The sequence below is a fragment of the Nocardioides psychrotolerans genome (assembly GCF_900113685.1).
GTDB classification, from domain to species: Bacteria; Actinomycetota; Actinomycetes; order Propionibacteriales; family Nocardioidaceae; genus Nocardioides; species Nocardioides psychrotolerans.
Genome location: NZ_FOQG01000008.1, coordinates 1 through 12,411 on the forward strand (window position 1 = coordinate 1; position 12,411 = coordinate 12,411).

At 70.4% G+C, this 12,411-nt stretch carries 12 protein-coding genes and 1 pseudogene; 2 read left to right on the plus strand and 11 right to left on the minus strand.

Translation table 11 applies throughout. From position 1 onward, the window contains the following. The 6 genes and pseudogenes from BM204_RS11140 to pdxH form a co-directional block, all read right to left on the minus strand. Positions 1-257, minus strand: a pseudogene (locus tag BM204_RS11140) (hypothetical protein); the annotation flags it as partial. A gap of 69 nt (positions 258-326) precedes the next feature. Then, the gene (locus tag BM204_RS11145; RefSeq protein WP_091113564.1) at positions 327-629 is read right to left on the minus strand and encodes a hypothetical protein; all 303 of its coding nucleotides are present in this window, start codon (positions 627-629) and stop codon (positions 327-329) included. Between the two features lie 58 nt (positions 630-687). Next, positions 688-2,529 carry an ABC transporter ATP-binding protein gene (locus BM204_RS11150; RefSeq protein WP_091113567.1) on the minus strand — a complete coding sequence of 614 codons (1,842 nt, stop codon included), beginning with the start codon at positions 2,527-2,529 and terminating at the stop codon, positions 688-690. Between the two features lie 17 nt (positions 2,530-2,546). Then, positions 2,547-4,280 carry an ABC transporter ATP-binding protein gene (locus BM204_RS11155; RefSeq protein ID WP_091113226.1) on the minus strand — a complete coding sequence of 578 codons (1,734 nt, stop codon included), beginning with the start codon at positions 4,278-4,280 and terminating at the stop codon, positions 2,547-2,549. Further along, positions 4,280-4,882 (minus strand): TetR/AcrR family transcriptional regulator, encoded by a 603-nt coding sequence (locus BM204_RS11160; protein WP_091113228.1) that lies wholly within the window; start codon positions 4,880-4,882, stop codon positions 4,280-4,282. Before BM204_RS11160 ends, BM204_RS11155 begins: the two co-directional genes overlap by 1 nt. Before the next feature lie 59 nt (positions 4,883-4,941). Further along, positions 4,942-5,598 carry a pyridoxamine 5'-phosphate oxidase gene (gene pdxH, locus BM204_RS11165; protein ID WP_091113230.1) on the minus strand — a complete coding sequence of 219 codons (657 nt, stop codon included), beginning with the start codon at positions 5,596-5,598 and terminating at the stop codon, positions 4,942-4,944. A gap of 78 nt (positions 5,599-5,676) precedes the next feature. Here pdxH and BM204_RS11170 point away from each other — a divergent pair, with 78 nt between their 5' ends. Next, positions 5,677-6,780, plus strand: a complete 1,104-nt coding sequence (locus BM204_RS11170) for a citrate synthase 2 (protein ID WP_091113232.1) — start codon at positions 5,677-5,679, stop codon at positions 6,778-6,780. Positions 6,781-6,811: 31 nt separating this feature from the next. On the opposite strand, the gene BM204_RS11175 is transcribed toward BM204_RS11170, so the two are convergent. Further along, positions 6,812-7,237 (minus strand): Cif family virulence factor, encoded by a 426-nt coding sequence (locus tag BM204_RS11175; protein WP_091113235.1) that lies wholly within the window; start codon positions 7,235-7,237, stop codon positions 6,812-6,814. Positions 7,238-7,340: 103 nt separating this feature from the next. After that, positions 7,341-7,844 carry a GNAT family N-acetyltransferase gene (locus BM204_RS11180; RefSeq protein ID WP_246166268.1) on the minus strand — a complete coding sequence of 168 codons (504 nt, stop codon included), beginning with the start codon at positions 7,842-7,844 and terminating at the stop codon, positions 7,341-7,343. Between the two features lie 104 nt (positions 7,845-7,948). Here BM204_RS11180 and serC point away from each other — a divergent pair, with 104 nt between their 5' ends. After that, positions 7,949-9,073: a phosphoserine transaminase gene (gene serC / locus BM204_RS11185; RefSeq protein WP_091113238.1), complete on the plus strand. Its 1,125-nt coding sequence runs from the start codon at positions 7,949-7,951 to the stop codon at positions 9,071-9,073. Here serC and BM204_RS11190 read toward each other — a convergent pair. Genes BM204_RS11190 through BM204_RS11200 form a run of 3 tightly spaced genes read right to left on the minus strand, consistent with a single transcriptional unit; the run spans position 9,060 to position 12,332 of the window. Continuing rightward, positions 9,060-10,064 carry a DNA topoisomerase IB gene (locus BM204_RS11190; RefSeq protein ID WP_091113239.1) on the minus strand — a complete coding sequence of 335 codons (1,005 nt, stop codon included), beginning with the start codon at positions 10,062-10,064 and terminating at the stop codon, positions 9,060-9,062. The genes serC and BM204_RS11190 overlap by 14 nt on opposite strands. A gap of 49 nt (positions 10,065-10,113) precedes the next feature. After that, positions 10,114-11,115, minus strand: a complete 1,002-nt coding sequence (locus BM204_RS11195) for a hypothetical protein (RefSeq protein WP_091113242.1) — start codon at positions 11,113-11,115, stop codon at positions 10,114-10,116. Continuing rightward, positions 11,115-12,332: a class I SAM-dependent methyltransferase gene (locus BM204_RS11200; protein WP_246166267.1), complete on the minus strand. Its 1,218-nt coding sequence runs from the start codon at positions 12,330-12,332 to the stop codon at positions 11,115-11,117. Before BM204_RS11200 ends, BM204_RS11195 begins: the two co-directional genes overlap by 1 nt. Positions 12,333-12,411: the final 79 nt, after the last annotated feature.

The window sequence follows — 12,411 nt, forward strand, 5'->3', positions numbered from 1 at the left end:
GACTCGTGCCGGGCGAGGCCGAGCTGCGCGGCGACTCCTTCGCCGACGCGTCGGGCCGGCGCCCCCGCCTCGACCTGGGCGGATCGTTGGGAGCGGTCGAAGTCGACCGCCGCGATCGCCTGGATCGCACATGCGGTGTTCTTCAGCTGCTCGAGGGTCGCGATCAGGTCGATCCGCTCGGCGTCGTCCAGGTCGCGCGGGACCACGGCCAGGGCGGTGGCGATCTGGCTGAGGTGAGCGATCCCGAGGTCGAACATACCTACGATTATATGACAACCCGCCGACATCCGGAAGCGGTGAACGCACATCTGTGGACAGCGATTCCGTCAGCGACGCTGCATCTCCCAGGCGAGGTCGATGGCCGCGCGCACGGCACTCGGATCGGCCCGATCGAGGTAGGCCTCGACCTTGTGATGTGCCTCCATGCTCGGCGGCACGCCGAAGCTGTCCGGGTAGGTCTCGAGCAGCGACTCCCGCCTGCTGAGGGGAACCCGGATCACCACGGTGTTCGGGTCGTCCAGCCGCACGACCAGGCGGTCGTGGACGTACCACGCGGGGCGCGTCGAGGTCCCCTTTCGCTTGACCAGCGGCAGCGACTCCGCATAGCGCGCTACCTCGACCGGGGTCATCCACCGAGCGTAGGTCCGTGCGGGGTCAGCGACCACCCACTCACCGCAACACCCACCCTCACGCCAGCGCGGCCGCGAACTGCGACAGGTAGAGCCTGCTGTAGGCGCCCCCGGTGGCGAGCAGCTCGTCGTGGGTGCCCTGCTCGACGATCGCGCCGTCCTCCATGACCAGGATCAGGTCGGCGTCGCGGATCGTGGAGAGGCGGTGGGCGATGACGAAGGACGTGCGGTCGCTGCGCAGCGCGCTCATCGCTTGCTGGAGCAGCAGCTCGGTGCGGGTGTCGACGGAGGAGGTCGCCTCGTCGAGGATCAGCAGCGCCGGGTCGGAGAGGAACGCGCGAGCGATGGTGACCAGCTGACGTTCGCCGGCCGACAGGTTGCCCCCGTCCTCGTCGATGACCGTGTCGTAGCCGTCGGGCAGCGAGTGGACGAACCTGTCGACGAAGGTCGCACGCGCGGCCTCGAGGATCTCGTCCTCGCTGGCGTCGGGGCGGCCGTAGGCGATGTTGTCGCGGATGGTGCCACCGAAGAGCCAGGCGTCCTGGAGCACCATCCCGATCCGGCCGCGCAGGGCGGCGCGGGGCATCGCGGTGATGTCGACGCCGTCGAGGGTGATCCGGCCACCGTCGAGCTCGTAGAAGCGCATGACGAGGTTGACCAGCGTGGTCTTGCCGGCACCGGTCGGGCCGACGATCGCGACCGTCTGCCCGGGTCGGGCGACGAGCGAGAGCCCGTGGATCAACGGGCTGCCGGCGTCGTAGGAGAACGCGACGTCCTCGAACGCCACCTCCCCCCGACTGGCGCGCACCTCGTGCGGCACCGCACTGTCGGGGACCTGCTCGTCGGCGTCGAGCAGCTCGAAGACGCGCTCCGCGGACGCGACGCCCGACTGGAGCAGGTTCATCATCGACGCGACCGTGGTGAGCGGCTGGGTGAACTGGCGGGTGTACTGCACGAAGGCCTGGACCTCGCCGAGCGACAACGACCCTCCTGCGACGCGGACTCCGCCGACGACGGCGATGACGACGTAGTTGAGGTTCCCCACGAACATCATCAGCGGCATGATGAGCCCGCTGACGAACTGGGCGCGGAACGACGCCTCGTAGAGCGCGTCGTTCTCGACGGCGAAGGTGCGCTCGACCTCGGGACGACGCCCGAAGACGGTCACCAGGGCGTGGCCGGAGAAGGTCTCCTCGATGTGCGCGTTGAGCTTGCCCGTACGACGCCACTGGGCGATGAACTGGCTCTGCGAACGCTTCATGATGCGGGTCGTGAGATACATCGAGATCGGCACCGACACCAGGGCGATCAGCGCCAGGGTCGGTGAGATCCAGAACATCATCGACAGCACCGCCAGGACGGTCAGCAACGAGGTGAGCAGCTGGCTCATCGTCTGCTGGAGGGTCTGGCTGACGTTGTCGATGTCGTTGGTGACGCGGCTGAGGAGCTCGCCGCGCGGCTGCCGGTCGAAGTACTCCAGGGGCAGCGCGTTGACCTTGTCCTCGACGTCGGAGCGCATCCGGCGCACGGTGCCCTGCACGACGTCGTTGAGCAGGTAGCCCTGGAGCCAGGAGAGGAGGGACGCCCCGGCGTAGATCGCCAGCACCGCGAGCAGCACGTCGCGGACGCCGTCGAAGTCGATCGGCTGCTGCGCGAGGTAGCCGTCGAAGATCAGGTCGGTCGCCTCGCCGAGCAGCCGCGGGCCGAGCGCCATGAGCGTCACGCTGACCACCGCGAGCACGACGACCGAGATCGCCTTGTGCTTCTGGGGCGACATCCGCGCGACCATCCGTTGGGCAGACGGCCCGAACGTCATCGCCTTCTGGCCCACCTGTCCGCCCGCCATCGGGCCGCGGCCGGGGCCCCCCGCAGGTGCCTCGATGCGCTCGGTCTCCTTCATGGTGCTCTTGGTGTCGCTCACGCAGCCTCCTCCGCACTGAGCTGGGAGGCCACGATCTGCTGGTAGGTGACGTTGTCGTCGAGCAGCTCGTCGTGGGTGCCACGACCGACGACTCGGCCGTCCTCGAGCACCAGGATCAGGTCGGCGTCGCGGATGCTGGAGACCCGCTGCGCGACCAGGACGACGGTCGCGTCGCGGGTCACCGGCTTCAGCGCCGCGCGGAGACGGGCGTCCGTGGACAGGTCGAGCGCCGAGAACGCGTCGTCGAAGAGATAGATCTCAGGGCGTCGTACGAGCGCGCGGGCGATCGCCAGGCGCTGGCGCTGGCCACCGCTGACATTGGTGCCGCCCTGGACGATCGGGGCGGCCAGGCCTTCGGGCATCGCCTCGACGAAGTCGCGCGCCTGGGCGATCTCGAGCGCCTCCCACAGCTCCGCGTCGGTGGCCTCGGGCTTGCCGTGGCGCAGGTTGGAGGCGACGGTCCCGGTGAAGAGGAAGGCCCGCTGCGGCACGAGGCCGATGCGCGACCAGAGGACTTCTGGGTCGAGGTCGCGCACGGGCACGCCGTCGACGCGGACCTCGCCGTCGGTGGCGTCGAAGAGCCGGGGCACGAGGTTGACCAGCGTGGACTTGCCGGCGCCCGTCGAGCCGATGACGGCCACCGTCTGGCCGGCGTGGACGTCGAAGGAGACGTCGCACAGCACCGGCTGCTCGGCACCGGGATACGTGAAGCCGACACCGTCGAGCTCGAGCCGACCGCGGCCGGTGATGTCGCGGACCGGCGTCGGAGAAGGCACCACGGAGGAGTCGGTCGCCAGCACCTCGCTGATCCGGTCGGCACAGACCGCCGAGCGCGGGATCATCATCAACATGAACGTCCCCATCATCACCGACATCAGGATCTGCATCAGGTAGCTGAGGAACGCGGTCAGTGCGCCGACCTCCATCTGCCCGGCTTCGACGCGCTGCCCGCCGAACCAGATCACCGCCACGCTGGAGACGTTCACGACCAGCATGACCAGCGGGAACATGGTGGCCATCCAGCGGCCGGCACGCACCGAGACCTCGGTCAGGTCGTCGTTGGCCTTGGCGAAGCGCTTGGTCTCGTAGGGCTCGCGGACGAAGGCGCGGACCACGCGGATGCCGGTGATCTGCTCGCGCAGGACCCGGTTGACCGAGTCGATGCGCTCCTGGACCAGGCGGAAGCTCGGCACCATCTGGGAGACGACGACCCCGACGGAGAGGAAGAGCGCGGGCACGACGATCGCGAGCAGCCACGAGAGCCCGAAGTCCTCACGCATCGCCATCAGGATCCCACCGACCATCATGATGGGGACCGACACCGCCATCGTGCAGGTCATCAGCGCCAGCATCTGCACCTGCTGGACGTCGTTGGTGTTGCGGGTGATCAGCGACGGTGCGCCGAACTGCGCGACCTCGCGGCCGGAGTAGGAGCCGACCTGGTGGAAGACGGCCGCGCGCAGGTCGCGGCCGAATGCCATCGCGGTGCGCGCGGAGAACCACACGGCCACGACCGAGCAGAGGATCTGCAGCAGCGAGACCGCGAGCATGACCGCACCGACGCGCACGATGTAGTCGGTGTCGCCGGTGGCCACGCCGTTGTCGATGATGTCGGCGTTGAGACTGGGCAGGTAGAGCATCGCGACGGTGCCGACGAACTGGAGCACCACGATGATCGCGAGCGAGGAACGGTAGGGCCGCAGGTAGTCGCGGAAGATCCGGAGCAGCATCAGTCTCTCCCTCTGTCGGGGTGTGCCAGGCCGTGCAGGAGCGTGTCGACCACCTGGTCGGGGCTGAGCAGCCGACCGTCGGCGATCTTCTGGTGGCTGCCCGCGAAGGTCAGCAGGCGCAGGACGTGGACGAAGTGGTCCACGGGCACGGCCAGCTGGTCACTGCCGTCCCTGCCGTCACCGACGACGTCGGCGAGGAGCGCCTCGAGGCGCGCCCGCCACGCGTCGGCCTCCTCCGAGTCGTGCAGGTGGTGCGGCGGTCCGACGAGCTCGACCTTCTGCATCAGGTCGAAGGTCGCGCGGAAGCGCTGCTGGAGCAGGGCCACCAGGTCGACCAGGCGCCCGCGCAACGGCTGGCCACGGTCGATGCCCTCGATGCGGGCGACCACGTCACCGGGCTCGAAGGCCCGTGCGAGAGCGGCGTCGACGAGCTCGTCCTTGGAGTCGAAGACCCGGAAGATCGTGCCTTCCGCCACTCCCGCGGCCTCGGCGATCTGTCGCGTCGTCACCGCCCGGCCGTGCACGCGCAGCAGCCGCAACGTCACGTCGGTCAGCTCCGCGCGACGTGCGTCGGGCGGGAGCGGGCGGGCGCGGGGTGGCATGCCGATGAGACTACGTGAGTGAGCGCTCACTCACAATTGGTGCGGCCACCCTGGCTCGCCTACGGCGCCAACCGCTGCGTCGTCCAGCCCTCGCCCGAGCGGCGGTAGACGAGACGGTCGTGCAGCCGGCCGGTCCGCCCCTGCCAGAACTCCACGACCTCGGGCCGCACGAGGTAGCCACCCCAGCCGTCGGGCACCGGGACCACGCCGGGGAACCGCAGCTCCGCCTCGTCGTACGACGACTCGAGGGCGCCGCGGTCGGCGACCGGCGTGGACTGGCTCGAGGCCCAGGCGCCGAGCTGGGAGCCGCGGGGCCGGGAAGCGAAGTAGGCGCCGACGTCGTCGCGGGAGACCAGGGTGGCGCTCCCCTCCACGCGCACCTGACGCTCGAGGTCGTGCCACGGGAACAGCAGCGCGCAGTGCGCGTTGGCCGCGAGCTCGGTGCCCTTGCGCGAGCCGAGGGAAGTGTAGAACCGGAAGCCGTCGGGCCCGATCCCCTTCAGCAGCACGGTCCTGGACGACGGACGGGCCTGCGCCGACACCGTGGAAACCACCATCGCGTTGGGCTCGTGCAGCCCGCCGGCGACGGCGTCAGCGAACCAGCGCTCGAACATCGTCACCGGATCCGGCGCGAGATCGGCCTCGTCCAGACCTCCCGCGGCATAGTCGCGGCGCAACGATGCGAGGTCGGTCTCGTCCTGACTTTCGGCACCCATGTCGGGCAATCTATGTCGTGGGGCAGAATGCCTGCGGCGCGCCCACACCCTCGGGCGCCGGACGAAGGAGTCGCAACCATGACCGAGGTTCACCACGGACTGGAAGGCGTCGTCGCCTTCGAGAGCGAGATCGCCGAGCCGGACAAAGAAGGCTCCGCCCTGCGCTACCGCGGCGTCGACATCGAGGACCTCGTCGGCCGCGTCCCGTTCGAGAACGTCTGGGGCCTCCTGATCGACGGCTCCTACGACCCGGGCCTCCCGCCCGCCGAGCCCTACAACCTGCCGGTGCACACCGGCGACGTGCGCGTCGACGTGCAGGCCGCGGTCGCGATGCTCGCGCCCGCCTTCGGCTTCGGGCAGACCTATGACATCACCGACGAGCAGGCCCGCCAGGACCTCAGCCGCGTCGCCGTCATGGTGCTCTCCTACGCCGCCCAGTCGGCCCGTGGCCTGCAGCAGCCGGTCGTCCCGCAGAAGCTCGTCGACCAGGGCACCACGCTGGCCGAGAAGTTCCTGATCCGCTGGAAGGGGGAGGCCGACCCGAAGCACGTGCACGCGATCGACGCCTACTGGTCGTCGGCCGCCGAGCACGGCATGAACGCCTCCACCTTCACCGCCCGTGTCATCACCTCGACCGGCGCCGACGTGGCCGCCGCGTTCTCCGGCGCGATCGGCGCGATGAGCGGCCCCCTGCACGGTGGGGCCCCGTCCCGCGTGCTCGGCATGATCAGCGACGTCGAGGAGTCCGGCGACGCCGTGGCCTACGTCAAGGGCCTGCTCGACCGGGGCGAGCGCCTCATGGGCTTCGGCCACCGCGTCTACCGCGCGGAGGACCCGCGTGCGCGCGTGCTCCGTCGTACGGCGAAGGAGCTCAATGCTCCCCGCTACGCCGTCGCCGAGGCCCTCGAGCAGGCCGCGCTGGCCGAGCTGCGGGAGCGTCGTCCCGACCGCGTGCTCGAGACCAACGTGGAGTTCTGGGCCGCGATCGTCCTCGACTTCGCCGAGGTGCCGCCGCACATGTTCACCTCCATGTTCACCTGTGCGCGCACCGGTGGCTGGTCGGCGCACATCCTCGAGCAGAAGCGCACCGGTCGCCTGATCCGCCCCTCGGCGATCTACACCGGGCCCGCCGCCCGCAAGGCCGACGAGGTCGACGGCTGGAAGGCCGAGTGGGCCGACTGAACATCTGTCGCGGCGCCTTCGGTGAGCGAGGTCAGGCGACGGCGTCGACCAGCCGCAGGCCGGGTCGCAGCAGCGGCTGCGTGCCGTTGAAGAGCTCGAAGCGGAAGAAGCCGGCGCCCCCGCGCAGCACGCCGGACATGGGGAACGGCTCGCGGCCGACCTCCTGCTTGCCGTCGCGCAGCACCAGGGAGGCCGAGGCCACGAACCACGCGGTCTGACCCACGATGCGCACCCACGTCTCGTGGACGTCCCAGCCGACAGAGAACGGGTGCTCGAGGACCTCCGCCAGCAGCAGTGTCAGCTCGGCGGTGCCGTGGGCCTGCTCGAGCGGGTCTTCGCCGAAGATCGCACCGTCGGGCACGAAGCAGGCGACCGCGCCGTCCAGGTCACGGGTCTGCAGGCACCCCTCGAGCCGCTCCAGGGTCTCGATCAGGAGCCCATGAGGGTCAGTGAGCATGACGAGGGGCCTTTCCCCGGGGAAGGTAGATGAGCCGAGTGTGCTCTGCCGGGGCGCCTCCGGTCGGCAGCTTCACCTGGACGCGACGCAGGGTCTAGACCGCTCAGTCGAGCTGTTTGGCCAGGCAGCGGTTCATCGGGGAGTCACGGTAGTGCCCGAAGCCGGGCACGGTGACGTAGCCGGACGACTCGTAGAGCGCGATCGCCTCCGGCTGGGCCAGGCCGGTCTCGAGCACCATCGCCCGGGCACCGGCGGCGCGGGCGGTCTCCTCCAGCCGGGACAGCACGGTGCGGGCGTGTCCCGCGCCCCGGGCGAGGGGGACGACGTACATCCTCTTGATCTCGCAGGTCTCGGTCGTGCCGAGCGCCTCGACGCTCGAGCGTCGCCAGGCCCCCGTCGCCACCGGCTCCTCGTCGAGGTAGCCCACGAGGAACGTGCCGTGCGGTGGGTCGAACATCAGCGGGTCGACCGGCGACTCGTCGCGTCCCCCGTAGCGCACGACGTACTCCTCCTGGACCTGCTCGATCAGCCGCGTCGCGTCCGGGTGGCCGTAGCCGACCTGGTCGAGACGCAGCGTGGTGTCCTCGTGCAGAGGCGGCGTGTTCACAGGAGGCCTCCGATTTATCCCGCGCGCAATCGTGCTGACACACTAGAGCCACTCCTGACAGCGTCGTCAGCACCCACCACCGACTCCACTCGGAAGGTTGCCTCGTGTCCGACGCACTCCAGATCCCCGCCGACCTCCTGCCCGCCGACGGCCGTTTCGGCGCGGGTCCGTCGAAGATCCAGACCGGTCACCTCGACGCCCTGGCGGCGACCGGCGCGTCCCTGATGGGCACCTCGCACCGTCAGGCACCGGTCCGCGACACCGTCGGTCGCGTGCGCGAAGGGCTGGCGTCGCTGTTCTCGCTGCCCGACGGCTACGAGGTCGTGCTCGGCAACGGCGGCGCCACCGCCTTCTGGGACATCGCGACCTTCGGCCTGATCCGCGACAAGAGCCAGCACCTCACCTTCGGTGAGTTCTCCTCCAAGTTCGCCTCGTCGGCCAAGGCCGCTCCGTGGCTCGAGGACCCGAGCGTCATCTCCAGCGACCCGGGATCGCGACCCGACCCGGTCGTCGAGGACGGCATCGACGTCTATGCCTGGGCCCACAACGAGACGTCGACGGCAGTCATGGCGCCCGTCCTGCGCCCCGCCGGCACGACTGCTTCCGACGCCCTGGTGCTCGTCGACGCGACCTCGGGCGCGGGCGGCCTGCCACTCGACGCGACCGAGGTCGACTGCTACTACTTCGCACCCCAGAAGTGCTTCGCCTCCGACGGTGGCCTCTGGCTCGCGCTGATGTCGCCGGCCGCGCTCGAGCGCGCCGCCGAGATCGCTGCCACCGACCGCCACATCCCGGCGTTCTTCGACCTCCCGACGGCGATCGACAACTCCAGCAAGAACCAGACCTACAACACCCCGTCGGTCGCGACGCTCTTCCTGATGGCCGAGCAGCTGGACTGGATGAACGCCCAGGGCGGCCTGGCCGGCATGGTCGAGCGCACCACCGCCTCCTCCGACGCGCTCTACGGCTGGGCGGAGCGGACGAGCTGGACCACGCCGTACGTCGTGGACCCCAGCCACCGCTCGCTGGTCATCGGCACCATCGACTTCGACGAGTCGATCGATGCCGCCGCGATCGCTGCGACCCTACGGGCTAACGGGATCGTCGACACCGAGCCTTACCGCAAGCTCGGCCGCAACCAGCTGCGCATCGCGATGTACCCCGCCGTCGACCCGTCCGACATCGAGGCCCTCACGGCCTGCATCGACTTCGTGGTCACTGCTTCTTGATCAGCTTGAGCGTGGCCCGTTCGAGCGCGGCCTGCCGGCCGGCGGTCGTGTCATACCTACGACGCGTGGTCGCCCGGATCGTCCGGCCCTCCTCGTAGGCCTCGACCACGCGGGGGTCGACGTAGGCCGATCGGGCCAGGGTCGGGGTGTTGCCCAGGAAGTCCGAGACCTCCCTCATGGCACCGGAGACCGCGCGCTTGCGTGATGCCTGGGTCTCCCCCGGCTCCTCGGTCTCGGCGAGCGCGGCCGCCGCGAGCACGGTGGCGTGCCAGGTGCGGAAGTCCTTGGCCGTCGCCTCGAGGCCGGTGCTCTCGCGCACGTAGTCGTTGACCAGGTCGGGCAGCACCGAGCGCCACGCCCGCGCCTCCTGGTAGGCCAGGAGGCGCAGGTCCTTGCCTCGCCGCCGACGCATGATGTCGACGGCCTCGATGACCGTAGCGTCGTCGATCTCGACGCGGTGGTCCACGCCGGACTTGCCGACGAAGCGGAAGACCAGCGCGTCCTGGTGCCGCTTCACGTGGCGACGCTCCAGCGTCGTCAGGCCGAAGCTGCCGTTGGTGTCGGCGTAGATGTCGTTGCCGATGCGGAAGTAGCCCAGGTCCAGCAGCCGTACGGCGACCGCGCATGCCCGCTGCATCGGCATACCCTCGCGCCCGAGGTCGGTGAGCACCAGCTCACGGGCCTTCACCAGCGCCCGGCCGAACTCCACCATCCGGTCGAACTTCTCGGCGTCACGCCGCTCGCGCCAGGCCGGGTGGTAGAGGTACTGGCGGCGCCCTGCCTCGTCGGTCCCCACGGCCTGGAGGTGCCCGTTGTCGTGCGGCGTGACCCAGACGTCCTGCCAGGCCGGCGGGATCACCAGGTCGCGCACGCGCTGGGCAGCCTCGTCGGGGAGCCGGCCACCCGCCTGGTCGAGGTAGACGAACCCGCGTCCGGCGCGGCGGCGGGTCCAGCCGAGCTGGTCGGGCGACGTACGGCGCAGACGGGGCACCCGGTGACCCTAGGGCGGATCGCGCCACGCACGGATCACCCCGAAGGGTCTAGCGCCGGCGCAGCGAGAACATCAGCACCACGATCGCGCCGAGCCCGAGCCAACCGGTGAGGAACCACGGCCAGAACGGGCGGTCGGTCGACGTGGTCTCGGGCAGCTCGACACCCTCGCGGCTCTGGATCCCCGGGAACGGAGCCTCCGACTCGCTGGCGGGTGGACCCGTGACGGCATCAGGGGTCACGACCGTGCGCAGCAGCGCCGGGAGCGTCACGTGGAGCACGGCGGTGAACTGACCCTCGGTGCTGACGAAGACCTCGCCGTCGCGGTCGACGGCCAGCCCCTCGCCCTGGTCCTGCTCGGGCAGCTCGATCTCGGCGACCCGCTCCAGCGAGGGGAATGCGTAGACGACCGCACGACCGTAGTCGCGGAGCACCAGGTGCTTGCCGTCGGGGAAGAAGGCGCCGTCGGTGGCGATCGAGAGCACCGGTCCCACCGGCTCGAGCCGGTTGACCGAGCTGGTGCTGAGGTTCTCCGGCGCGGCGAAGAGGGTGCCTCCGAAGATCTCCTTGGACGCGACGTAGACCCGCCGCGTGACCGGGTGCACCAGCAGTGTCTCGGCATCGCGGGGACCGCCGCTGTAGGTCAGCTCGAACGTCTCCGCCTCGAAGGCCTGGTCTCTGCGCTGCACCGGGACCCGCAGCACGCTCACCGAGTCGCGCTCGCCTGCGTTGTCACCGATGTCGCCGACCAGGACCTCGTCGCGGTCCCAGGGCGCGAGCGCCTCGACGTCCGTGGCCTCGCCCCAGGTGGAGACGCCGACGGTGTCGCCCCCGCCGTCGTTGGCCGCCACCGCGAAGAGCCTGCCCTCGTCACCGGAGTCGTTGACGGTCACGAAGAGCCCGTCCGGCTGCACGACCAGGCCGCTGGACTCCACGATCCGCTCGTCGGTGAAGGTGAGCTCCACCTCGCGCTCCTGCGCCGGCACCGAGGCCGCCCCCAGCGCGAAGGGCACCACCATGGCGCCCGTCAGCAGGCGTTCGAGCAGGAGCATCATCGCTCCAGCAGCTCCAGCAGCCCCGCCAGCCGGGGCGTGATGCCCCACGTCGACACGAGCTCGTCGTAGTCGTCGCGGACGCTGCCGCCCGTGACCGGACCGCCCGAGCGCACGGCGCGCAACAGCGTGTTGCGGGGCGTGTGCTTGCTCTCGACGAACTGCATGACGTCGACCCGGTAGCCCTGCGTGCGCATGAGCGTGGCCCGCAGTCCGTCGGTCATCGTGTCGGCCAGTCGTTCGCGCAGGATGCCGTGGCGCGTGAGCATGGCGTAGGGCGCCGGCGTCGGCACCTTGCGCAGCTGGGCGGCGATGTCGTGGTGGCAGCACGGGGCGGCCAGCACCAGGCTGGACTGCCACCCCACGGCCCGGGCGAGGGCCTCGTCGGTCGCGGTGTCGCAGGCGTGCAGGGCGAGCACCACCTCCGGTGCTTCCTCGAGCTCGACGCCGGTGATGGAGCCCACGACGAAGTGCGCGGCCACCCCCAGCCCTACGGCGATCGCGTTGTTGTGGTCGCGCGACTGCTCCCTCACGTCGACCCCCGTCAGCCGGACGGGCATCCCCCGGACCCCGGTGAGGAAGCGCTCCGCGGCGAAGGTGAGGTAGGCGTTCCCGCACCCCAGGTCGGCGATCCGTAGCGGGTCCGCTGGGGTGGGCCGACGCAGGTGGCCCTTGTCGATGGCGTCGGTGACCGACGAGTCCAGCAGCCGGAGGAACTCCTCGACCTGGCGGTATTTCGCCTGGCGGCTCGGCTTCATCCGGCCGTCGGCGTCGCTGAGCCCGAGTGCCACGAAGACCGGGTCGTCCTCTCGCAGGAGTCGGTCCTTGTCGCGGTCGTGGCCGCGGTCGACCTCAGCGGTCTCCGTGCGGGGGCTCGTGTGGACCATCGCCTCGAGCTTCTTGGTGACCCGCACCTGATGGCTCTCGGTCGTGGTCTCGACGTGCCAGTTGCCGAAGGGCTCCTCGAGCAGCCCGTCGACCGCGTCGCGTGCTGCGTCCCCGACGGCGTGGTTGGACGTGTGGGCCTGGGTGTCGTCGTAGGCCACGACCTGCAGGTGCGGCCCGGCCTTCAGGTCGACGTAGCGCAGCTCGACGCGACGCCAGCGCGGCACGCCCTGGCCCTTCTGGCGCCCCGACCCGACCGCCCGGACGAAGGTCCCGGGATCGAGCACGTGGGCGCGCATGCGGGTCAGGACCCGCAGCAGCGGCTCGCTCACCGGCTCATCACCGACGCGACCACGACGAGCAGGAGCAGCCCCACCAGGGCCACCGGGATGACCAGTCGTCGGGCGCGTG

Excerpts from the sequence above, each read along its gene's own strand:
- pdxH (WP_091113230.1), bottom strand. The coding sequence starts at position 5,598 with ATGGGTGCCGAAAGTCAGGACGAGACCGACCTCGCATCGTTGCGCCGC.
- BM204_RS11150 (WP_091113567.1), bottom strand. The coding sequence starts at position 2,529 with ATGAAGGAGACCGAGCGCATCGAGGCACCTGCGGGGGGCCCCGGCCGC.
- BM204_RS11160 (WP_091113228.1), bottom strand. The coding sequence starts at position 4,882 with ATGCCACCCCGCGCCCGCCCGCTCCCGCCCGACGCACGTCGCGCGGAG.
- BM204_RS11170 (WP_091113232.1), top strand. The coding sequence starts at position 5,677 with ATGACCGAGGTTCACCACGGACTGGAAGGCGTCGTCGCCTTCGAGAGC.
- BM204_RS11195 (WP_091113242.1), bottom strand. The coding sequence starts at position 11,115 with ATGCTCCTGCTCGAACGCCTGCTGACGGGCGCCATGGTGGTGCCCTTC.
- BM204_RS11155 (WP_091113226.1), bottom strand. The coding sequence starts at position 4,280 with ATGCTGCTCCGGATCTTCCGCGACTACCTGCGGCCCTACCGTTCCTCG.
- BM204_RS11175 (WP_091113235.1), bottom strand. The coding sequence starts at position 7,237 with ATGCTCACTGACCCTCATGGGCTCCTGATCGAGACCCTGGAGCGGCTC.
- BM204_RS11145 (WP_091113564.1), bottom strand. The coding sequence starts at position 629 with ATGACCCCGGTCGAGGTAGCGCGCTATGCGGAGTCGCTGCCGCTGGTC.